Source organism: Pseudomonas sp. P39-UII1 (assembly GCF_039672635.1).
In the GTDB taxonomy this organism is placed as follows: Bacteria; Pseudomonadota; Gammaproteobacteria; order Pseudomonadales; family Pseudomonadaceae; genus Aquipseudomonas.
On sequence record NZ_JBDFPP010000036.1, the window covers coordinates 11918 to 32994 of the forward strand.

Here is a 21077-nt window from a genome sequence, read left to right on the forward strand (position 1 = left end):
CAGGGGCGCCTATCATACCGGCAAACCCTTCCCCGCCATATCACGCAATCTGTGGAGGATATAGCTACAAGCTATAAGCCATAGGGTTCGAGAGGTGTGCGGCGCCCGTGGGGGCGGCGATATGGGCCGGCAAACGCATGCACAAGCGCAGCCCGCAATCACCGTTTTCAGCCCACAGCGTGCCGCCCTGGCGCTGGATCGCACTGCGGGCGATGCTCAAGCCCAAGCCGAAACCACCGTCGCCGGGCCGCGAGCCATCGAGCCGGGTGAACGGTGCGAAGATTCGCTCCAGATCTTCCTCGGCCACCCCACCGCCTTCATCTTCAAGCCACAAGCGCCAATACCCCCCTTCGCGCAGCCCGGCCAGGCGCACCAGGCCGTTTTTCGGCGAGTGGCGGATGGCATTGCGCAGCACGTTCTCCATGGCCTGGGCGAGGTAGTTGAGATTGCCCTGTACCCAGCAATCGACGGGCAGTTCGCAGCGCAGCCGTTCGTGCGACCACCCGCTTTCGTAACTGGCATCTTCGGCCAGCAGGTCCCACAGCGCCTGCACCTGGATGGGCTCAAGGTTCATCGGCGCACGCTCGGCATCCTGCCAGGCCAGCTGCAAGGTGTTCTCGACCAGTTGCTGCATGCAGTCCACTTCGCGCCCCAGCCGCTCGCGCAACCGCTGCAGGTCGGTTTCGCCGTCGCAGGCCACGCGCAGGCGGCTTAGCGGCGTGCGCATCTCATGGGACAGATCCCGCAGCAACTGTTGCTGCATGGCCACCGTGCCTTGCAGCCGCTCGGCCATCTGGTCGAAGGCACGGGCCAGTTCGCCCAGCTCGTCATGCCGGGCAATGGTGCGTGAATCCAGGCGCGCCGAGAGCTGGTCGGCGCGCCAGGCATTGGCCTGCTCGCGCAACTGGTTGAGCGGCACGATCAGCATGCGGTAAAGGCCAACGCACAGCAGCAAGGTGAACAGGCCGGGGATGAGGCCATTGGTCACCACTCGCCACAGCAGGCGGTGCTGGCCGGGGTTGAAACGCTCCGGCAGCTCGATCACCAGCATGCCCTGCTGCGGTGCCCCCGGGAACGGTATGCGTAACCAGGGCTGGTCGACGGTGCGCCGGCTCATGGGCCAGTCGACGCCCCGCAGGCGGGTGAGCCGCTGCATGATCTCGGGGCCGAGGGTAGCGCTGTCGAGGGGCCGCAGGTTGATGTCGAGCACGCCCACCCAACCGTGCTCCCGTTGGTGCATGGCCGCGATCCAGTGGTCCAGCCCCGCTCGCCCACCTTTTCGCCAGGCCAGCTCGGCCTCGCTGGCGTAGCCGCGCAGCACCTGGCGGGCAGGCTCGTCGAGAAAGGCGTTCTGGGTTTCCACGTGGCGGCCCCAGGTATAGCTGAGGCCAATCATCAACAGGCAAAAGCCCACCAGCAGGATGGCCAGCTTCCAGAACAGCGAGTGGCGATCGAGCATCGTTTACTCCGCCTCGCCGACGCTGAGCACGTAGCCCTTGCCCCACACGGTGCGGATCTGCCGCTCGAGGTAGCCGATGCCCTTGAGCTTGCGGCGGATCTGGCTGACATGCATGTCCAGGCTGCGATCATGCCGCGAATAGCCGCGCTGCAGCACGTGCTGGTAAAGGAAGGGTTTGCTCAGCACTTCGTCAACGTTGCGGTTGAGGATGTCGAACAGGCGGTACTCGCTCGGTGTCAGGCCTGCGTGCTGGCCGCCGAGGCTGACATCGCACAGCGTTTCGTCAAAACGCAGCTCGCTGCTGGCGGCATCCAACGGCGGCTGATGGCGGCGCTCCAACGCGACGCGGCGCAGGATTGCCTCGATGCGCACCCGCAACTCGACCATGCTGAAAGGCTTGGGCAGATAGTCATCGGCACCGCGCTGGAAACCGCTGATTCGGTCGGCCTCGGCCCCCAGCGCCGACATCAGGATTACCGGAGTGGCGCTGCGCCGACGCAGCTGGGCCAATGCATCCAGGCCGTTGAGCCCGGGCAGCAGGATATCCATCAGCACCACGTCGAAGGCTTGCCGGCCTGCTGTTTCCAGGCCTTCGAGGCCGTTACGGCACAAGGTCACCTGAAAACCGCCGCGTTGCAGTTCTTCGTGCAGGTAGGCGCCCAGGACTGGATCGTCCTCGATGGCGAGGATCCTGGATGTGTTAATAGCTACGGGATTCATTGGCAACTGCCATGCATTCTCAGTTGCGTGATTATTGAGCATGCTCGGTCTACAGGCAACCGCCTGGCGACCAATGCCGGGCCGTACCGGTAAAAACCGCTATAAAAGGGTGCATTAGACCAGCAGCCGGAGTAACTTTCCGCTTTGCGCCGTCGCCCCGGTGACGGCATCCAGGCACATCACAGGAGGCGAGTGTGCTCGATCGTTTGGGAATCAGAAGCCGGGTACTGCTGCTGGCGCTGTTGCCTGCCAGCTTGATGGCTCTGGTGCTGGGCAGCTATTTCACCTGGCTGCAGCAAGACCAGTTGCGCACCCAGCTGCTGCAGCGCGGCAAGATGCTCGCCGAGCAACTGGCACCGCTGGCTGCGCCCGCACTGGCCAGGCAGACACCTGCCCAACTGGAGCGGATTGCCGCGCAAACGCTGGAGCAGGCCGATGTGCGCGCGGTCGCCTTCCTGGCCCCGGACCGTTCCCGCCTGGCCCACGCCGGCCCCAGCATGATCAACCAACCGCCCAGTGGCGGCACCGGCACCCAGCTGCTGCAGCGCACGGGCAACGACGCCACCCGCTACCTGATGCCGGTGTTCGGCCACCACCGCGACCTGGCCACCGATGCCGTACCTGCCGAAGCCGAACGGCTGCTGGGCTGGGTCGAGATCGAACTGTCGCACGACGGCACCCTGCTGCGCGGTTACCGCAACCTGTTCACCAGCGTGCTGCTGATTCTCGCCTGCCTGGTGCTCAGCGGCCTGTTGGCGATGCGCATGAGCCGCACCATCAACGACCCGATTGCGCGCATCAAGCACGCGGTCAACCAGTTGAAGGACGGCCACCTCGAAGAACGCCTGCCGGCCATGGGCAGCCACGAACTGGACGAGCTGGCGCGCGGTATCAACCGCATGGCCGAAACCCTGCACAGCGCCCACGAAGAACTGCAGCACAGCATCGACCAGGCCACCGAGGACGTGCGCCAGAACCTTGAAACCATCGAGATCCAGAACATCGAGCTGGACATGGCGCGCAAGGAAGCCCTGGAAGCCAGCCGCATCAAGTCGGAGTTCCTGGCCAACATGAGCCATGAGATCCGCACCCCGCTCAACGGCATCCTCGGCTTTACCCACCTGCTGCAGAAAAGCGAGCTCACCCCACGCCAGCTGGATTACCTGAGCACCATCGAGAAGTCCGCCGACAACCTGCTGGGGATCATCAACGAAATTCTCGACTTTTCGAAGATCGAAGCCGGCAAGCTGGTGCTCGACAGCATCCCGTTCAACTTGCGCGACCTGGTCCAGGACACCCTCACCATTCTCGCCCCCGCCGCCCACGCCAAGCAGCTCGAACTGCTCAGCCTGATCTACCGCGATACCCCGTCATCGCTGGTCGGCGACCCGCTGCGGCTCAAGCAGATCCTTACCAACCTGGTGAGCAACGCCATCAAGTTCACCCGCGAAGGCACCATCGTCGTGCGTGCGATGCTCGAAGACGAACAGGAAGACAACGCGCAACTGCGCATCAGCGTGCAAGACACGGGGATCGGCCTGTCGCCCCAGGATGTGCGAACGCTGTTCCAGGCCTTCAGCCAGGCCGACAACTCGCTGGCGCGCCAGCCAGGCGGCACCGGGCTGGGGCTGGTGATTTCCAAGCGGCTGATCGAGCAGATGGGTGGCGAGATCGGTGTCGACAGCACCCCAGGTGAAGGCTCGCAGTTCTGGATCAGCCTGAGCCTGCCCAAGGCCCACGACGATATCGAACAGCAGCCGCCGCAACCGCTGCTGGGCCGCCGCGCGGCCATCGTCGACGGCCATGAGCTGGCCCGCCAGGCCCTTGAACACCAACTTGAGGACTGCGGCCTGAGCGTCAGCCTGTTCGCCTCCTTCGAGCAACTGCTGCAAGGCGTGCAGGCAGGCTTCCAGGCGGGCATGCCGTTCGATTTCGCCGTGCTCGGTGCCAACCTGGGCAACCTCTCGCCTGAGCAACTGGGGCAGTACCACCAGCAACTGGAGCGCTCCCACTGCCAGTGCGTGGTGCTGTGCCCGACCACCGAACAGGCGCTCTACCACCCGTTCCTGCCCAATGGCCACGGCCAGCTGTTGTCCAAACCCACCTGCACACGCAAGCTGCGCCGCCTGTTGCTGGAGTTGGTGCAGCCACGCAGGCCGCTCGTCGAGACGGCGCCAGGCCTGAGCGGCCAGCGCCAGCCGAAGATCCTCTGCGTCGACGACAACGCCGCCAACCTGCTGCTGGTACAGACCCTGCTGGAAGACCTGGGCGCCGAAGTGCTTGCGGTCGACAACGGCTATGCCGCGGTGCAGGCGGTGCAAGGTGAACCTTTCGACCTGGTGCTGATGGACGTTCAGATGCCAGGCATGGACGGCCGCGCCTGCACCGAGCAGATCCGCCTGTGGGAAAACACCCAGAGCGGCAGCCCGCTGCCGATCGTCGCCCTTACCGCCCACGCCATGGCCAATGAGAAACGCGCCCTGCTGCACAGCGGCATGGATGACTACCTGACCAAACCGATCAGCGAACGCCAATTGGCCCAGGTGGTGATGAAATGGACCGGCCTGAGCCTGGGTGCAGGGCCGTTGGAACGGCTGGAGGAACAGCAGGCGGAGGGCAAGGATCTACCCGTGCTCGACCCTGAGGAAGGCTTGCGCCTGGCCGCAGGCAAGCCGGATCTGGCGGCGGACATGCTGAGCATGTTGCTGGCGTCGCTGGCGTCGGACCGGGATGCCATTCGTGCGGCGCGGGAAGCTCAGGACCGCCACAGGCTCATCGAACAGGTGCACCGTTTGAACGGCGCCTCGCGCTATTGCGGCGTGCCGCAGTTGCGCGCCGCCTGCCAGCGCAGCGAAACCCTGCTCAAGCAGGAACACCCGCAGGCGCAGCAGGCACTGGATGAGCTGGATGGCGCGATCAACCGACTGGCAGAGCAGGCGCGGCAGAGCGCCTGACCTCCATGGCCTCATCGCCGGCAAGCCGGCTCCCACAGGGTGATCACTGAGCTTGATAACTGCGGGGTATCTGTGGGAGCCGGCTTGCCGGCGATGAGGCCGGTGCAGATCAACATCCCTGACCGGCCAGGTGGCTACAATCCCCCAACCACCGCAAAGGAAGCCCGACCATGCGCGCCCTGTTGTTCAGCAGCCAGCACTACGACCAGGAAAGCTTCACCGAGGCCGCTCAAGCCAACGCCCTGGACCTGCATTTCCAGTCCGCCCGCCTGACCCTCGACACCGCCGCCCTGGCCCAGGGCTTCGAGGTGGTCTGCGCCTTCATCAACGATGAACTCGACGCCCCGGTGCTACAGCGCCTGGCCGCCGGCGGCACACGCCTGATCGCCCTGCGCTCGGCCGGTTACAACCATGTCGACCTGGCCGCCGCCGCGCGCCTGGGCCTGGCGGTGGTGCGCGTACCCGCCTATTCGCCGCATGCCGTGGCCGAACATGCGGTGGCGCTGATACTTGCGCTTAACCGGCGCCTGCACCGGGCCTACAACCGCACCCGCGAGGGCGACTTCACCCTGCATGGCCTGACCGGCTTCGACCTGCACGGCAAGACCGTCGGTGTGGTTGGCACCGGCCAGATCGGCGCGGCCTTTGCGCGGATCATGGCGGGCTTCGGCTGCCAACTGCTGGCCTTCGACCCCTACCCCAACCCGGAATTGCTGGCCCTGGGTGCACGCTACCTGGCGCTGCCCGACCTGCTGCGCGAGGCGCGTATCATCAGCCTGCACTGCCCGCTGACCGAGCACACCAGGCACCTGATCAACGCGCAAAGCCTGGCCCAGATGCAGCCCGGCGCCATGCTGATCAACACCGGCCGCGGTGCGCTGGTCGATACCCCGGCACTGGTCGACGCGCTGAAAAGCGGCCAGCTCGGTTACCTGGGCCTGGACGTCTATGAAGAAGAAGCCCAGCTGTTCTTCGAGGACCGCTCCGACCTGCCGCTGCAAGACGACGTACTGGCGCGGCTGCTGACCTTCCCCAACGTGATCGTCACTGCGCACCAGGCGTTCCTGACCCGCGAAGCACTCGACGCCATTGCCGCCACCACGCTGGACAACATCATCCGCTGGGCGGCGGGGAATCCGCAGAATCTGGTCACAGGTTGATGCTAGGATACGCGGCATTTCTGGAGGACCCATGGTCGAGCACGATTTCCGCTACACCCTTTTCAACCCGCAACACACCCTGATCGAGTGCCGCGCCCTGGTGCCGGGCCGCTATCAGGTGACCGGCAACGGTGGTTCGATGCACAAAGGCGACGCCCTGCTGGTAACCCTCAAGGGCAGCAAGGACCTGGCCATGCGCCTGACCGTTGAAAGCGTGCGCCACCTGATCAACCCACGCGGCCAGTGGGTGGCCGTGGCCAGCGGCCCGGCGTTCAACGAGCTGGAAATCCTCAACTGGCAGGCCGAATGCGACAGCTGCGACGCGGTGTTGGACTTCGAGTTCGCGGTGGACGCCAAGCTGGGCAAGAAAGCCCGCCAGCCGGCCGCCACTGCACGCATCGCCGAGCTGGGCTGGGCCAGCCATGGCGACAAGCACCTGTGCCCGAAATGCCAGGAGCGTGCCGCGTGAAAAACCTGCTGACCGGCGCGCTGATTGCCACCGGCCTGCTGGGCTGCGCCGCCGAACCGTCAAAGCTGCAGCAGGAGCGCAGCTATGTGCTGGAATGGATCGGCGAACGCCCGCTGATCGACTACAGCCACCTGACCCTGACCTTGGCCAGCGATGGCCGCGCCTATGGCAACGCGGGCTGCAACCATTGGTTTGCGCCCTATACGCTTGATGGCGAGCACTTGAGCTTCGGCAAGGTCGGCAAGACCCGCAAACTGTGCGCGCCAGCATTGATGGAGCAGGAAAAGCGCTTCCTGCAGGCGCTGGAGACCGTGCAGCGTTGGGATGTCTCGCCTATCGAGCAGATGCGCTTCTGGCCGGCTCAGGGCAAACCGCTGCGCTTCTGGCCTGAAGAGGGTTGAAGCCGTTGGGCTGCTTTGCAGCCCTTCGCGGGGCAAGCCCGCTCCCACAGCAATGGTGCTGAATTCGAGACCTGTGGGAGCGGGCTTGCTCCGCGAAGCTTTTCGAATCAGGCGCCTTTGAGGGCCTTGATCTTGGCCTGCAAGCCTTCCAAGGTCTGCTCGCCCAGCAGCTGCTCACGCACCTTGCCCTTGTCATCGATGATGTAGGTCACCGGCAACGCCTCGCTGCGCGGCAGGTCGTAACGCTCGGCCGGGTCCTGGGCCAGTACGGTAAAGCCGATGCCCAGGGTGTCTGCAGCCTGCTTCAGCTCCTGCCCCTGCAAACCATCGAAGTTCACCCCCACCACCTTGATACCATCGGCCGCCCACTGCTTGGCCGCCGTGTTCAGTTCCGGCACCTCGGTACGGCACGGGCCGCACCATTCCGCCCAGTAGTTGAGCACCAACCAGTGCCCGTCGAGCTGCTCGGCCTTTACCGTCTTGCCGTGTTGGTCCACGCCGTAGTCGGCACCGCAACCACCGAGCAACAGGCTCGCGGTGATGGCCAGTACTGCTGCCAAACGCCTTGCCATGGGTCAATCCTTATCAAGTTTTCAAGCAAATGGGTCAGTCGCTACGGTTAGAATAGCCGCCACACCCAGCTGGATGCGACCCGACATGACTGACCTGACGCTCTATCATAACCCGCGCTGCTCGAAATCCCGCGGCGCGCTGGAACTGCTCGAAGCACGCGGCCTGGCGCCGACCATCGTGCGCTACCTCGAAACCCCGCCAGATGCGCCCACCCTCAAAGCGCTGCTCGGCAAGCTAGGTATCGCCCCACGCCAGCTTCTGCGCACCGGCGAAGACGAATACAAGGCACTCGAGCTGGCCAACCCGGCACTGACCGACGCACAACTGATCGACGCCATGGCCCACCACCCCAAACTGATCGAGCGGCCGATCCTGGTTGCCGGTGACAAGGCAGTAATCGGCCGGCCACCGGAGAAGGTGCTGGAGATCCTGCCGTGAGTGCGCCCTATATCCTGGTGCTGTATTACAGCCGTCACGGCTCGACCAGCGAAATGGCCCGGCACATCGCCCGCGGCATCGAACTGGCCGGCATGGAAGCACGCCTGCGCACGGTGCCGGCGATTTCCACCGAGTGCGAAGCCGTGGCCCCGGACATCCCGGCCAGCGGCGCGCTGTATGCCACCCTCGACGACTTGCGCCACTGCGCCGGCCTGGTGTTGGGCAGCCCAACCCGCTTCGGCAACATGGCCGCGCCGCTCAAGTACTTCCTCGATGGCACCAGCAGCCTGTGGCTGGGCGGTGAACTGGTCGGCAAGCCGGCTGGGGTATTCACCTCCACCGCCAGCCTGCACGGCGGCCAGGAGACCACCCTGCTGTCGATGATGCTGCCGCTGATGCACCACGGCATGCTGGTGATGGGCCTGCCGTACAGCGAATCGGCACTGCTCGAAACCCGCGGCGGCGGCACGCCTTACGGCGCCAGCCACCATGCCGGTGCCGACGGCAAGCGTGAGCTGGACCCGCATGAAATCGCCCTGTGCCGCGCCCTTGGCCAACGCCTGGCGAGCACCGCCAAGGCCCTGGAGGGCGCGCGTGCCTAAGAAGCCCAAGGTATTGCCCGCAGTCGAATGGCTGGCACCGCGCCTACGCCTGACGCGGGCGTTGAGCCTGGCGTTGTTTTTTGGCCTGATCGCGCTGCTGGTGGTGAACAACCTGTGGTTCGCCAACCTGCACGGGGCGAGGGTCGAGGTGATCCTGGCGATCGAGTTGATACCCCTGCTGCTGTTGCTGCCGGGCATGCTGCTGGGCAGCGCCCGGGCGCATGCCTGGACCTGCTTTGTGGTGAATATCTACTTCATAAAGGGCGTGCTGGCGGCGTTCGACCCGGCGCGCGCGGTGTTTGGCTGGGTTGAGGTGCTGGTGAGCCTGGGGTTGTTCGTCAGTGCGCTGCTGTATGTGCGCTGGAAGTTCCAGCATGAGCGGCGCATGGCGGGCGAAGGGCGTTGATGTCGGGGGGCTGCTGTGCAGCCCAATCGCCGGCAAGCCGGCTCCCACAGAGGCCGCATTGGCCCGGCAACTTCAATGGTTGACGGTATGCGCCAGCATCACAGAGAGCTGGCACAGCGGCCGCCCGCTCTCGGCATGCCACTGGTTGAACGCCTGCTGCACCAATGCCAGGTCGCGCTGGCTGGTCGGCTGCTTGTCGATCACCTTCTGGGCAATCAGCGCGGCGGCCATGTCGTCGGTGGGGATGAACGTATCCTTGCCGATCATGCGCAGGAAGCGCGGTGCTGATAACCCGCCCAGCTGGTTGCCGTGCTTGGCCAGGTATTTCCACAAGCCGACGATATCGGTCACCGGCCAATCGGCGATGAACGCGCCAAAACTGCCCTTCTCCTTGGTGATATCGAGGATCATCTGCGCATTGCGCGGTACGCTCTTGAGCTTGCCCAAGTGACGGATGATGCGCACGTCCTGCATCATCCGCTCGAGGTGCTCGGCGCCCATCAGTACGACCTTCTCCGGGTCGAACCCAAAGAACACCTGCTCGAACGCTGGCCACTTGGCGTCTACCAGGCTGTGCTTGAGCCCGGCGCGGAACACGCGCAGGGCCAAGGTCGACAGGTAGCGGTCGTCGCTGATGTCGCGCAACTGCGCGGGCGTGCGCGGCTGCGGCAAAAAGGCTTCGAGGGCCTGGGCCGAGCCGAAGCGGTTCAGGCAGTACTCATGCAACCACTGGTAATCGCGCATGGGCTCAGATGTTCAGCACGTCGAGGAAGCGCGGCGTGGCGCTTTCGTCGATTTTCAGGCTGGTGAAGTCGAACAGGTTGCGGTCGGCCAGCTGCGACGGTGCAACGTTCTGCAGGGCACGGAAGATGCTCTCGGTACGGCCCGGGTGCTTGCGCTCCCACTCCACCAGCATGTCCTTGACCACCTGGCGCTGCAGGTTTTCCTGCGAGCCGCACAGGTTGCACGGGATGATCGGGAATTCTTTCATGTCCGAGTAGGCCTGGATGTCCTTCTCGCTGCAGTAAGCCAGCGGGCGGATCACCACGTTACGGCCGTCATCGGCGCGCAGCTTGGGCGGCATGCCTTTGAGCGAGCCGTTGAAGAACATGTTCAGGAAGAACGTCTCGACGATGTCGTCGCGGTGGTGCCCCAGGGCCATCTTGGTCGCACCGATTTCGTCGGCAAAGGTGTACAGGGTGCCGCGGCGCAGGCGCGAGCACAGCGAGCAGGTGGTCTTGCCCTCGGGTACCAGCTCCTTGACCACCGAGTAGGTGTCCTTCTCGACGATGTGGTACTCGACGCCCAGCTCCTTGAGGTAGGCCGGCAGCACATGCTCGGGGAAGCCGGGCTGCTTCTGGTCCATGTTCACCGCGACGATCTCGAACTTGATCGGTGCCACCTTCTGCAGGTGCAACAGAACGTCGAGCATGGTGTAGCTGTCCTTGCCGCCAGACAGGCAGACCATGACCTTGTCGCCATCCTCGATCATGTTGAAGTCGGTGATGGCTTCGCCGGCGAGACGACGCAGGCGTTTTTGCAGTTTGTTCTGGTTGACCGAGAGGGTGCCCATAGCGCTTGGATCCGCGAGGTGTGACAAAAGCCGGCTATTTTACGCACAAACCACGCGCGGCTGTAGGGATTCCGATAAAGACTTCAAGGGAATCAGCAGCCGGCGTGACAGCGCGATTTGCTCTAAAAAGCGCGGTTTGTGCCGTTAACCGCTTCCTATACTGCGACATAAGGCCACATTACCGCTTTGCTTCGGTGTCCTGGCCTCGGGCCGCTTGCGCTCCATGTGGGGGGCGATTGGCAACACTGAGAGGAGTGACCGGCATGATTCATCACGTTGTGGGGCTGTTTACCCATCCCGACCAGGAATGGCGGGAAATTCGTGGAGAAGAAGAAAGCATCAGCCACATGTACCTGACACACACGCTGATCCTGGCGGCGATCCCCGCCATTTCGGCATTCATCGGCACCACCCAGGTGGGCTGGGTAATTGGTGGCCGCCCGGCGGTCATGCTCACCATGGAAAGCGCCATATGGATGAGCATCATGTCCTACCTGGCGATGCTCGCCGGGGTGGCGGTGATGGGCGCGTTCATTCACTGGATGGCCCGCACCTACGACGCCAACCCGTCCATGGCGCAATGCATCGCCTTTGCCACGTACACCGCAACCCCGCTGTTCCTCGGCGGCCTGGCCGCGCTCTACCCGCACCTGTGGCTGGGCATGCTGGTGGGCACCGCGGCCATTTGCTACACCGTGTACCTGCTGTATGTCGGCCTGCCGACGTTCATGAACATACCGTCCGATGAAGGTTTCCTGTTCTCCAGCTCGGTGCTGGCAGTGGGCCTGGTCGTGCTGGTAGCGATCATGGCTGCCACCGTGATCATCTGGGGACTGGGCGTGGGGCCCGTCTACACCAACTAACGTGTGAACGCATAGAAATCCAACACTGGGGCATCAAACCAGAGGCCGCCGCAAGGCGGCTTCTGGCTGTGTGCAGACCGGCGGTCTCGGCAGGCCGCGAATGCTTGCGGCATAATGCCCGGTCAGGAGAATTACCCCGCCATGCCCGAGCTGCTCAAACAACGCGTCGAAACCTGTTACCAGCAAGCTGAAACCTTTTTCAAACGCCCCTTCCCGCGCCCGGAAGTCAGCTTCAAGCTGCGCGGCCAGAAGGCGGGCGTCGCCCACCTGCACGAGAACCTGCTGCGCTTCAACCTGCAGCTGTACCGCGAAAACCAGGACGACTTCCTGCGCCAGACGGTGGCGCATGAAGTGGCACACCTGGTGGCCCACCAACTGTTTGGCGACCGTATCCAGGCGCATGGCGAGGAATGGCAGCTGATCATGCGTGGGGTGTATGAACTGCCGCCCAGTCGTTGCCACAACTATGAAGTGCGCCGGCGTGTAGCGACCCGCTACATCTATCGCTGCCCTTGCCCGCAGAGTGACTTTCCGTTCACTGCACAGCGGCACAAGCTGGTGCACCAGGGGCGGCGGTACTTATGTCGGCGGTGTCGGGAGATTCTGGTGTACAGCGGTGAGACTCGGGTTGAATGATCCGGCCTGTTCGCGGGGCAAGCCCGCTCCCACAAAGTCGGGCGCTGCAGCGAATTGTGTGGGAACGGGCTTGCCCCGCGAACAGGCCGGTACTGACACGAAAAAGGCGACCCGAGGGTCGCCTTTCTCATGACTGCATCACACTCAACGAACCGGGACTTCAGCAACACCCAGGTCATCGGTCGGGGTGGTCAGTTCGAGTGGCGCGCCACCCGAAGCCAGCTCCGATGCCAGCTTGTCGTCGTCCATCTCCTTCACCCACTTGGCCACCACCACGGTAGCCACGGCGTTGCCGATCAGGTTGGTCAAGGCGCGGGCTTCGGACATGAAGCGGTCGATACCGAGGATCAGCGCCAGGCCGGCAACCGGCAGGTGGCCGACCGCCGACAGGGTCGCGGCGAGCACGATGAAGCCCGAACCGGTAACACCGGCAGCACCTTTGGACGCGACCAGCAGCACCAGCAGCAGGGTGATCTGGTGGGTGATGTCCATGGTGGTGTCGGTGGCCTGGGCGATGAACACCGCAGCCATGGTCAGGTAGATCGAGGTGCCGTCCAGGTTGAACGAGTAACCGGTCGGGATCACCAGGCCCACCACCGACTTCTTGGCACCCAGGCGCTCCATCTTGGCCAGCATGCGTGGCAGGGCCGACTCCGAGGACGAGGTACCCAGCACGATCAGCAGCTCTTCACGGATGTAGCGGATCAGCTTGAGGACGCTGAAGCCGTGGGCCCGGCAGATACCGCCCAGTACCACCAGCACGAACAGCAGGCAGGTGACGTAGAAGCAGGCCATCAGGTAGCCCAGCTGCACCAGCGAGCCAACGCCGTACTGGCCGATGGTGAAGGCCATGGCGCCGAAGGCACCGATCGGGGCCAGCTTCATGATCATGTTGATGATGTTGAACATGACATGGGCGAAGCGGTCGATCAGATCCAGCAGTGGCTTGCCGTAGCTGCCCAGGCGGTGCAAGGCGAAGCCGAAGATCACCGAGAACATCAGCACTTGCAGGATGTCGCCGTTGGCGAACGCACCTACCACGGTGTTGGGGATGATGTTCAGCAGGAAGCCGACGGTGGTCTGCTGCGCGCCGGCGGCGGCGTAGGCGGCCACACTGCTGGCGTTCAGGGTGCTGACGTCGATGTGCATGCCAGCGCCCGGCTTGACCACGTTGACGACCACAAGGCCGATGATCAGGGCGATGGTGGAGACGATTTCGAAGTACAGGAGCGCGTAGCCGCCGGTCTTGCCGACCGACTTCATGCTCTGCATGCCGGCGATGCCGCTGACCACGGTGCAGAAGATGATGGGCGCGATGACCATCTTGATCAGTTTGACGAAGCCGTCACCCAAGGGTTTGAGGGCAACACCGGTTTCTGGGTAGAAGTGGCCGAGCAGAATGCCGATGGTGATGGCAACGATCACCTGGACATACAGGGATTTGTACAGCGGCTGACGTGTCGTCATGGCTAATTTTCCTCAAGTGTGCCGGCTTCACCCTTCCCAGGGTGTCGGGGCACCTGAATCGCTAACCCTCCTGCACCCGGAGGGATTTGTCGTTGTGTTCGAGCTGCCTGGGCAGGCCTCTGCCAACTCAGATAGCAAGGGCAATGCCAAAATGCCCACGAAGGGTGCAAAGGCCATATTTGCAAGGGGTAAATGCCCAACGACAGGGCGAATCAGCTGAAGAAAGATGGCGGATTTCCGCCCGGTGGCGGGATTTGTACAGGGGGCATGGCGGGAATCCGCCCAAACCTGTACATCAGTCGAGATGGAAAGTGATGCGGAAAGCCGCCCCGCCCAATGGCGAATCATCCAGGCTCAGCTCGGCGTCGTAGCTGTCGATGATGTCTTTGACCACCGCCAGGCCGATACCCTGGCCCGGGTGCTGACGGTCCAGCCGCTCGCCGCGCTCCAGAATCCGCTGGCGCTGGTGAGGCGGCACGCCAGGGCCGTCGTCTTCGACGCATACCGTCAGTTGCCCGAGGGATTCTGTCAGGCTGACTCGAATGTGGCCAAGGCTCAGCCGGTAGGCGTTTTCCAGCAGGTTGCCGAGCAATTCCAGCAGGGCGCCCTGCTCCATCGGCACTTGCGCCTGGGCGGGCACCTCCAACTGCACTTCGACGCGCTTGTCGCGGTAGACCTTGGCCAGGGTGCTGCACAGGCTCTCCAGCACCGGGCGCAGCTGCACACTGTGGCGCACCAGGCCGCTCTTGCGCAGGCTGGCACGTTGCAGCTGGTAGTCGATTTGCTGGCTCATGCGCTCGATCTGGCTCTGCAGCACCCACGCCTGCTCGCGCTCGCTATCGCGCTGCTGCATGCTCTCCCCCACGCCCTGCAGCACCGTCAGCGGGGTTTTGAGGCTATGCGCCAGGTCGCCCAGTGAATCGCGGTAGCGCTGGCGCTGTTCCCGCTCGCTGCGCAGCAAGCGGTTGAGCGAACCGGTCAGGCGCAGCAGTTCACGCGGGTGTTCGGTGCTGAGCCCGTCGCGCGCGCCGGCTTCCACTTCGTCCAGCTCGCGGCTCAACCGCCGCAACGAGCGCAGCCCCCAGGTCAAGCCGGCCCAAAGCAATATGAGCAACGCCAGCAAGGCAGCGCCAAAGCCGAGGTAGAGTTTTTCGCGCAAGCCACTGAGGGTCTGCTTGTACTCGAGCACCGGCAGCAAGGCGACGATGCTGTAAGCGGCGCTCTGGCCACCGAGCAGCTTGATCTCGACGTCGTAGACGAAGAATTCTTCGCCGTCATCCTGATGCATGCGCGCGAATTCGTTGCCGCGCCCGTCATAGCGCGGCTGGTAATTGATGTGCTGGTCGGCGGTGGCGCGTGAGCGCCAGACCAGCTTGCCGTCGCGGTCGAATATATAGCCGAGCAGGCCGGTGTACGGCAGGTTGTAACGCTCGTCCGGCAGCAGCTCAGGCATCTTCAGCTGGCCATGCTCGATGCGTGCGGCGGAAATCAGCGTGGTCACGTCCGAAGCCAGGCGTTGTTCTATCGCCTCCTGCAGGGCCAGGCTGAAGGCCTTCTGCAAGGCGGGCAACAGCGCCAGCATGAACAGCACCGCCAGCACCGCCGCCGCGAGCATCAGGCGCACCCGCAGCGAACGGATCATCGGCAGCGCTCGGTGAACAGGTAGCCCAGGCCGCGCACCGTGTCGATCGGCTTGAAGCCTTGCTCGCCCTCGAGCTTGCGCCGCAGGCGGCCGACCAACACCTCGATGACATTGGGGTCACGCTCCTCGTCGCCGGGGTACAACTGCTCCATCAGGCGTTCCTTGGCCACCACCTGCTGGTGATGACGCATAAGGTATTCGAGGATGCGGTACTCGTACGCGGTGAGCGCCAGCGGCTGCTGGTCGAGGGTTGCCTGTTTGCGGTTGAGGTCCAGGGCCAGGGGGCCTGCGGCGATGGTCGACTGGGTAAAACCGCTGGAACGGCGCAGCAGGGCATTGAGGCGCGCTTCGAGTTCTTCGAACTGGAAGGGCTTGACCAGGTAATCGTCGGCACCGGCGGCCAGGCCTTCGACCTTGTCCTGCCAGTTGCCGCGGGCGGTGAGGATGAGAATGGGGAAGGTCTTGCCGTGGCTGCGCAGGCGGCCGATCAGCTCCAGGCCGCTCATGCCGGGTAGGCCCAGGTCGATCACGGCCAGGTCGAAGTGGAATTGCTCGGCTTGATACAACGCTTCTTCGGCATCGCCCACGGCTTCGACCACATGGCCGCTTTCGCCCAGGCGTGTGTAGAGGTGGTGCCTTAACAGGGCTTCGTCCTCGACCACCAGCAGTTTCATCGGGTTCTCCTTTTTAAGGGTCAGTGTGGGCCTTATCGCGGGCAAGCCCGCAGCTACAGAAACGCGCTTGCCCGCGATAAGGCCCACACAGAATACCGCGCCCCTCAGAACTTGTAGTTCGCCGACAGGTAGGTCTGCGCGCTGCTGGTCAGGCGCAGGGTACCGTCTTTCGGCCCACCGCTCTCACCCACTTCGGTTGCCGCATTGGTGCGCAGATAACGGTAGCCCAGCTCGACCGAGGCTTTGTCGGTAATCTCCTGGATCACACCGGCCTGCAGGCCGACAGCGTAGCCATAATCGGTATCACGGCTGGCGCCGGGGGAATCCTGGGTCAGCTTGGTCATGCCCAGGCTGCCGCCACCGAACAGCTTGGTGGTATCGCCCACGGGCAGGAACACATCGTAGCTGCCCAGCAGGTTTTCCTGGCGCAGCTTGAGGCCGCTGTGGTCACCCGAAACGTTGTCGTAGGTCATGTAGTAGCGACCCTGTTCATTGATTTTGCCCAGGCGCACGCCCCAGGTATCGTCTTTGCCGATGATGCCGTCGGCATTCAGGTTATCGGTATTGCGCTGCAGCAGGCCGGACTTGCGGACCTTGTCGCTGGTCTGGCCGTACGTGAGGCTGGCGAAGTTGTCGTCGGCGGCCTGGGCGGTAGTCATGCCAGCGGCGCAGACGGCCATGGCGGCAAGCAGGGTGTTGAAGGTTTTCATGGTGTGTTACTCCAGTTGAATGCGCTGTTTCGGTCTGGAAGCTAGAGTAAGCAGGACGCCCTGAACCGCGGCTGAACCCTGGCTGAACCTCGGCTGAACGAACCGTTTGCAAAACAAGGAGTAGTGAACATGCGTGCCCTGCTGGCTTTGACCCTGATGTGCAGCGCCGCTCTTGCCCAGGCGGCAGTAGTGACCCGTGAGATCCCCTACCAGGACGAGGAAGGCAAGCGCTTTGTCGGCTACTACGCCTATGACGATGCGCTGGACGACAAACGCCCGGGCATCGTCGTGGTGCATGAATGGTGGGGGCTGAACGACTATGCCAAGCGCCGTGCGCGTGACCTTGCGGCGCTGGGCTACAAGGCCCTGGCCATCGACATGTACGGCGATGGCAAGCACACCGAGCATCCTCAGGATGCCCAGGCCTTCATGGCCGAAGCGATGAAGGACCCGGCCGCGGCGGCCGCGCGCTTCGACGCAGGCCTTGAACTGCTGAAAAAGCAGCCGAACGTCAACAAGCACCAGCTGGGCGCCGTCGGTTACTGCTTCGGCGGCAAGGTGGTGCTCGACGCAGCACGGCGCGGCGAAAAACTGGACGGTGTGGTGAGCTTCCATGGCGCCCTGGCCACCCAGACGCCGGCCAAGCCTGGCGTGGTCCGGGCCGACATCCTGGTCGAGCACGGCGCAGCCGACAGCATGGTCACTGAGGAGCAGGTGGCGGCGTTCAAAGCGGAAATGGATGCGGCCAAGGTGAAGTACGAGTTTGTCAGCATTCCCGAGGCCAAGCATGGCTTCACCAACCCGGATGCCGACCGCTTGAGCCATGGCGAGCATGGCGGGCCGGACATTGGCTACAACAAGGCCGCAGACCAAAGTTCGTGGGCGGATATGCAGGCGTTCTTCACGCAGGTGTTCAAGTAAAGATCACCAGGGCCGCATTGCGGCCCATCGCCGGCAAGCCGGCTCCTACATTTATTGTCAAAGCCTTCTGATTGCTGCGCCGTATCTGTAGGCGCCGGCTCGCCGGCGATGGGCTGCGCAGCAGCCCCATCTCCCACACAGCCACAACGGCTGGCACAATACCGGGCATGAACAGACTGCCTTCCTGCTGTGCCCCACTCCAGCACCACTGGCCCCTGCCCCGCCCGCTGCCCGGTGCGGTGCTGGTCAGCTGCGCCTTCGACCCCAGCCACCTGGCCGCCGACGACTTCCAGCGTGCCGGCATCGTCCCCAGCGCCAGCCTGCAACGCTCGGTGGCCAAGCGCCAGGCCGAGTACCTGGCCGGGCGCATCTGCGCACGCGCCGCCTTGCAGCGCCTGGATGGCCGTGACTACGTGCCGGGCACCCATGAGGACCGCTCGCCGATCTGGCCCGCCGGCATCCACGGCTCGATCACCCACGGCAAAGGCTGGGCTGCCGCCGTGGTCGCCGCCGATGGCAGCGCGCGCGGCCTGGGCCTGGACCAGGAAACGCTGCTCGACGACGAACGGGCCGAGCGCCTGATGGGCGAAATCCTCACCCCCGCCGAGTTGACACGCCTGGACCGCAGCCAACTGGGCTTGACGGTGACCCTGACGTTCTCGCTCAAGGAAAGCCTGTTCAAGGCCCTCTACCCCCTGACCCGCCAGCGCTTCTACTTCGAGCACGCCGAAGTGCTGCAGTGGTCCGCCGATGGCCTGGCACGCCTGAGGCTACTTACCGACCTGTCGGCCGAATGGCACCACGGCGTCGAGCTGGAAGGCCAGTTCTGCGTGCAGGACGGCCACCTGCTCAGCCTGGTCAGCGTCTAGCGCTTACAGTGGCGCCTGCTCGCGTGGCCAGCTCAGGCTGAAGCAGGCACCGCCCAGGGCATCGCTACGGCCCACCGTGGCCCGGCCAGCGTGCCAGTAGATGATCCGCCGCACGATCGACAACCCCAGGCCATGCCCGCCCGAAGCCCGCGTGCGGCTGTCGTCCAACCGGGTGAAGGGGGTGAAGATGCGGTCCCAGTAACCCTCCGGGATACCCGGCCCGTCATCTTCGACATCGATGCGGCAGCGCTGCTGGCCCAACTGGTAGCTCAGGCGCACCTCGGAACCGGCATGGCGCAGTGCATTGCCGACCAGGTTCTGCAAGGCACGGTGCAGGTAGCGCGGCTCGGCCTCGACCCAGGCGCTTTCACCGTCCTGCAGGTGGCAGTCACCGCGCACCAGCCTGACGTCTGCGTTCAGCGGCGCCAGCTCCTCGATCACCCGGCCCAGCAAGGCGTCCAGGTCGATGCGCTGGAACTTCAGCGCAGGCGCGCCCTGCTCCAGGCGGGCATAGGTCAGCATCTCGTCCACCAGCTTGTCCAGGTCCTGGATATCGCCGTCCATGCCAGCCAGGTGCTTCGCACGAGCCTGCTCGGTGGGCGCACTTTCGATCATCTCCAGGCCAAACCGCAAACGCGCCACCGGCGTGCGCAGCTCATGGGACACCGCCCGCACCAGTTCGCGCTGCATGTTCAGCGAGCGCTGCAGGTGTTCGGCCATGCCGTTGAACGCTGCTGCCAGCCGCCCCACCGAATCGGCGTCACCCGCTGGCACACGGGTTTCCAGGCTGCCCTGGGCGATGCGCGTGGCGGCGATTTCCAGCCCCGACACGCGGCGTTCCAACTGGCGCACCAGCAGGTACACCACCAGGCCGATCAGGCACAGGCCAAGGAAAGCGATCAACACCAGCAATTGCGGTGGATACGGGTTGAGCTGGTACAGCGGGCCGATCTCCAGTACCCAGGGTGAACCCGGCACGCCGGCGAACACGCGGATCGAATCGCCATCCTTGCCCAGTGCCATGACCGTGTCGCCCTCTTCTACCCGGCGCCGCTGGTCATCGTCCAGGCCAACCCGCTCGAGGCGCTGCAAGGCGACGCCGAACCCAAAACCCTTGCTCTGTTTCAACTGTTCAAGGCGTTGCTGCTGCTCGGTTACCGGGTAGCGCACCAGCTCATCGGTAAGCAAATAGAGGGTGGCACGCGCCAGCTGTTCGCTGACCTGCTTGACCTCGGCGACCAACAGCACATCCTCCTGGCCGACCCTGCGCAGCACCTGCGCGGCGTGCGGCCCGGTCTTTTCCACCACCACAAGCCCCCGGTACAAACGCGCGCGCTGGCCGCCGTCGAGGGTGCGCGCCGACATGGGCTGCAAGTCCAGCGGTACACCGAGCAGGCGCTCCCACATCAGCAACGAGCGTTTGCGTTCGGTTTCGTTCTGCTGGGCAAGGTTGTCGGCCATCAGGCTGAACGTGCCCTGCGCCAGGCGCTCACGGTGCTGGGCGGCGCGCACCTCGTTGACCAGGTGTAGGCTGAGCACGCCGAGCAGGGCCACCAGCACCAGCACCGCAAGCATGCCGCCGTAGATGCGCAGGAAGATCGAGTTGTTCATGGTGCATCGCCCACGAACAGGTAGCCTTTGCTGCGCAGGGTCTTGATCAGCCGTGGGTGGATCGGGTCGTCACCGATCTTGGGGCGGATCTTGGAGATACGCACATCGATGGAGCGGTCCTGGCCGTCATAGCCAACCCCACGCAAGGCGGTGAAGATCTGCTCACGCGACAGCACCCGCCCGGCATTGCTGGCCAGCAGCCAGAGCAGGTCGAACTCGGCGCCGGTCAGCTCGATCAGCTGTTCACCGAGCCTGGCTTCGCGCAGGCGGTTGTCGATGCGCAGCGCACCGAACGCCAGGTCCTGGCGTTTGTGATCTGCCGGTTCGCTGCGCCGCAGCAGGGCCTGGATGCGCGCCAGCAACAGGCGTGGGCGCACCGGTTTGCACACGTAATCGTCGGCGCCCAGGTCCAGGCCCTGCACCTGGTCGAGTTCATCGCTGCGGGCGGTGAGCATGAGGATCGGCCCGGGGTATTGGCCCCGCACGCGGCGGCAGATGCTCAGGCCATCCTCGCCGGGCAGCATCAGGTCGAGGACCACAAGGTCCGGCTGACTGTCGACGATGCGCCGCGCAGCGCGGGCGCCATCGCCTTCCACCGCCACCTCGAAGCCGTTGGCCTGCAGGTATTCGGCTGTGAGTTCGGCGAGGCGCTGGTCGTCTTCGACGATGAGGATGCGGGGGGTGGGTTGGTGGTCCATGGCGTTTGGCCTTTTATTGTTGTGTCTTGATGCAGTTCGAGTCGCTTCGGGGTGCGGGGCGACAGGGTGTCGGCGTTTACGAGATCGAGCGCCGCCCGCGGGGCGCTTGCCTTGGGATCTTCAGCGCCCTTGAGATCGAGCGCCGCCCGCGCGGCGCATCGCGGGCAAGCCCGCTCCTACATTTGTTGCAACGTGCCATGGCCTGATAGGCCATAGTTGTTAGCCTTGGTG

At 64.3% G+C, this 21077-nt stretch carries 22 protein-coding genes; 11 read left to right on the forward strand and 11 right to left on the reverse strand.

From position 1 onward, the window contains the following. Positions 1–64: 64 nt before the first annotated feature. Together ABEH27_RS24815 and ABEH27_RS24820 are read right to left on the reverse strand one after the other, a co-directional pair. Positions 65–1459: a sensor histidine kinase gene (locus ABEH27_RS24815; protein WP_346616101.1), complete on the reverse strand. Its 1395-nt coding sequence runs from the start codon at positions 1457–1459 to the stop codon at positions 65–67. Positions 1460–1462: 3 nt separating this feature from the next. Further along, positions 1463–2179, reverse strand: a complete 717-nt coding sequence (locus tag ABEH27_RS24820; protein WP_346616102.1) for a response regulator transcription factor — start codon at positions 2177–2179, stop codon at positions 1463–1465. 194 nt (positions 2180–2373) lie between these two features. Here ABEH27_RS24820 and ABEH27_RS24825 point away from each other — a divergent pair, with 194 nt between their 5' ends. The 4 genes from ABEH27_RS24825 (at position 2374) to ABEH27_RS24840 (ending at position 7163) form a co-directional block, all read left to right on the forward strand. Next, positions 2374–5133 carry a response regulator gene (locus tag ABEH27_RS24825; protein ID WP_346616103.1) on the forward strand — a complete coding sequence of 920 codons (2760 nt, stop codon included), beginning with the start codon at positions 2374–2376 and terminating at the stop codon, positions 5131–5133. 170 nt (positions 5134–5303) lie between these two features. Next, positions 5304–6293: a 2-hydroxyacid dehydrogenase gene (locus tag ABEH27_RS24830; protein ID WP_346616104.1), complete on the forward strand. Its 990-nt coding sequence runs from the start codon at positions 5304–5306 to the stop codon at positions 6291–6293. Positions 6294–6324: 31 nt separating this feature from the next. After that, positions 6325–6762, forward strand: a complete 438-nt coding sequence (locus ABEH27_RS24835) for a hypothetical protein (RefSeq protein ID WP_346616105.1) — start codon at positions 6325–6327, stop codon at positions 6760–6762. Next, positions 6759–7163 carry an META domain-containing protein gene (locus ABEH27_RS24840; protein ID WP_346616106.1) on the forward strand — a complete coding sequence of 135 codons (405 nt, stop codon included), beginning with the start codon at positions 6759–6761 and terminating at the stop codon, positions 7161–7163. The genes ABEH27_RS24835 and ABEH27_RS24840 overlap by 4 nt, the downstream gene beginning before the upstream one ends. A gap of 107 nt (positions 7164–7270) precedes the next feature. Here ABEH27_RS24840 and ABEH27_RS24845 read toward each other — a convergent pair whose 3' ends face one another. Beyond that, positions 7271–7735, reverse strand: coding sequence for a TlpA disulfide reductase family protein (locus ABEH27_RS24845; RefSeq protein WP_346616107.1), 465 nt, complete (start codon positions 7733–7735; stop codon positions 7271–7273). Positions 7736–7820: 85 nt separating this feature from the next. Between ABEH27_RS24845 and arsC the strand changes: the two genes are divergently transcribed. The 3 genes from arsC to ABEH27_RS24860 are packed head-to-tail and all read left to right on the forward strand — an operon-like array spanning position 7821 to position 9182. Beyond that, positions 7821–8174, forward strand: a complete 354-nt coding sequence (gene arsC, locus ABEH27_RS24850; protein ID WP_346616108.1) for an arsenate reductase (glutaredoxin) — start codon at positions 7821–7823, stop codon at positions 8172–8174. Beyond that, complete coding sequence (gene wrbA / locus ABEH27_RS24855; RefSeq protein WP_346616109.1) at positions 8171–8776, forward strand: NAD(P)H:quinone oxidoreductase; 606 nt, start codon at positions 8171–8173, stop codon at positions 8774–8776. Before arsC ends, wrbA begins: the two co-directional genes overlap by 4 nt. Beyond that, entirely contained in the window at positions 8769–9182 is a 414-nt protein-coding gene (locus ABEH27_RS24860) for a DUF2069 domain-containing protein (protein ID WP_346616110.1), read from the forward strand. Before wrbA ends, ABEH27_RS24860 begins: the two co-directional genes overlap by 8 nt. 72 nt (positions 9183–9254) lie before the next feature. Here ABEH27_RS24860 and ABEH27_RS24865 read toward each other — a convergent pair whose 3' ends face one another. Then, positions 9255–9926, reverse strand: a complete 672-nt coding sequence (locus ABEH27_RS24865; protein WP_346616111.1) for a DNA-3-methyladenine glycosylase I — start codon at positions 9924–9926, stop codon at positions 9255–9257. Between the two features lie 4 nt (positions 9927–9930). After that, complete coding sequence (gene ttcA, locus ABEH27_RS24870; RefSeq protein WP_346616112.1) at positions 9931–10755, reverse strand: tRNA 2-thiocytidine(32) synthetase TtcA; 825 nt, start codon at positions 10753–10755, stop codon at positions 9931–9933. A gap of 263 nt (positions 10756–11018) precedes the next feature. Between ttcA and ABEH27_RS24875 the strand changes: the two genes are divergently transcribed. Next, a complete protein-coding gene (locus ABEH27_RS24875; RefSeq protein WP_027918066.1) occupies positions 11019–11618 on the forward strand; it encodes a Yip1 family protein in 600 nt (199 codons plus the stop codon). A 141-nt stretch (positions 11619–11759) separates the two neighbouring features. Beyond that, positions 11760–12254 (forward strand): SprT family zinc-dependent metalloprotease, encoded by a 495-nt coding sequence (locus tag ABEH27_RS24880; RefSeq protein ID WP_346616113.1) that lies wholly within the window; start codon positions 11760–11762, stop codon positions 12252–12254. 144 nt (positions 12255–12398) lie between these two features. Here the strand turns inward: ABEH27_RS24880 and ABEH27_RS24885 are convergent, their stop codons facing one another. The 4 genes from ABEH27_RS24885 to ABEH27_RS24900 all read right to left on the reverse strand — a co-directional run bounded on the left by ABEH27_RS24885 (position 12399) and on the right by ABEH27_RS24900 (position 16747). Then, positions 12399–13721 (reverse strand): dicarboxylate/amino acid:cation symporter, encoded by a 1323-nt coding sequence (locus tag ABEH27_RS24885; protein ID WP_346616114.1) that lies wholly within the window; start codon positions 13719–13721, stop codon positions 12399–12401. Between the two features lie 295 nt (positions 13722–14016). Then, on the reverse strand, positions 14017–15363 hold the full coding sequence (locus tag ABEH27_RS24890; RefSeq protein ID WP_346616115.1) for an ATP-binding protein: 1347 nt from the start codon (positions 15361–15363) through the stop codon (positions 14017–14019). Next, positions 15360–16037 carry a response regulator gene (locus ABEH27_RS24895; RefSeq protein WP_346616116.1) on the reverse strand — a complete coding sequence of 226 codons (678 nt, stop codon included), beginning with the start codon at positions 16035–16037 and terminating at the stop codon, positions 15360–15362. The genes ABEH27_RS24890 and ABEH27_RS24895 overlap by 4 nt, the downstream gene beginning before the upstream one ends. Positions 16038–16141: 104 nt before the next feature. Next, positions 16142–16747, reverse strand: coding sequence for an outer membrane beta-barrel protein (locus ABEH27_RS24900; protein WP_346616117.1), 606 nt, complete (start codon positions 16745–16747; stop codon positions 16142–16144). Between the two features lie 129 nt (positions 16748–16876). Here ABEH27_RS24900 and ABEH27_RS24905 point away from each other — a divergent pair, with 129 nt between their 5' ends. Together ABEH27_RS24905 and ABEH27_RS24910 are read left to right on the forward strand one after the other, a co-directional pair. Beyond that, positions 16877–17668, forward strand: coding sequence for a dienelactone hydrolase family protein (locus ABEH27_RS24905; RefSeq protein ID WP_346616118.1), 792 nt, complete (start codon positions 16877–16879; stop codon positions 17666–17668). A gap of 167 nt (positions 17669–17835) precedes the next feature. Then, the gene (locus ABEH27_RS24910; RefSeq protein ID WP_346616119.1) at positions 17836–18537 is read left to right on the forward strand and encodes a 4'-phosphopantetheinyl transferase superfamily protein; all 702 of its coding nucleotides are present in this window, start codon (positions 17836–17838) and stop codon (positions 18535–18537) included. Positions 18538–18540: 3 nt separating this feature from the next. Here the strand turns inward: ABEH27_RS24910 and ABEH27_RS24915 are convergent, their stop codons facing one another. Continuing rightward, positions 18541–20148, reverse strand: a complete 1608-nt coding sequence (locus ABEH27_RS24915; protein WP_346616120.1) for an ATP-binding protein — start codon at positions 20146–20148, stop codon at positions 18541–18543. Then, complete coding sequence (locus ABEH27_RS24920; RefSeq protein ID WP_346616121.1) at positions 20145–20846, reverse strand: response regulator transcription factor; 702 nt, start codon at positions 20844–20846, stop codon at positions 20145–20147. Before ABEH27_RS24920 ends, ABEH27_RS24915 begins: the two co-directional genes overlap by 4 nt. Between the last annotated feature and the right edge of the window lie 231 nt (positions 20847–21077).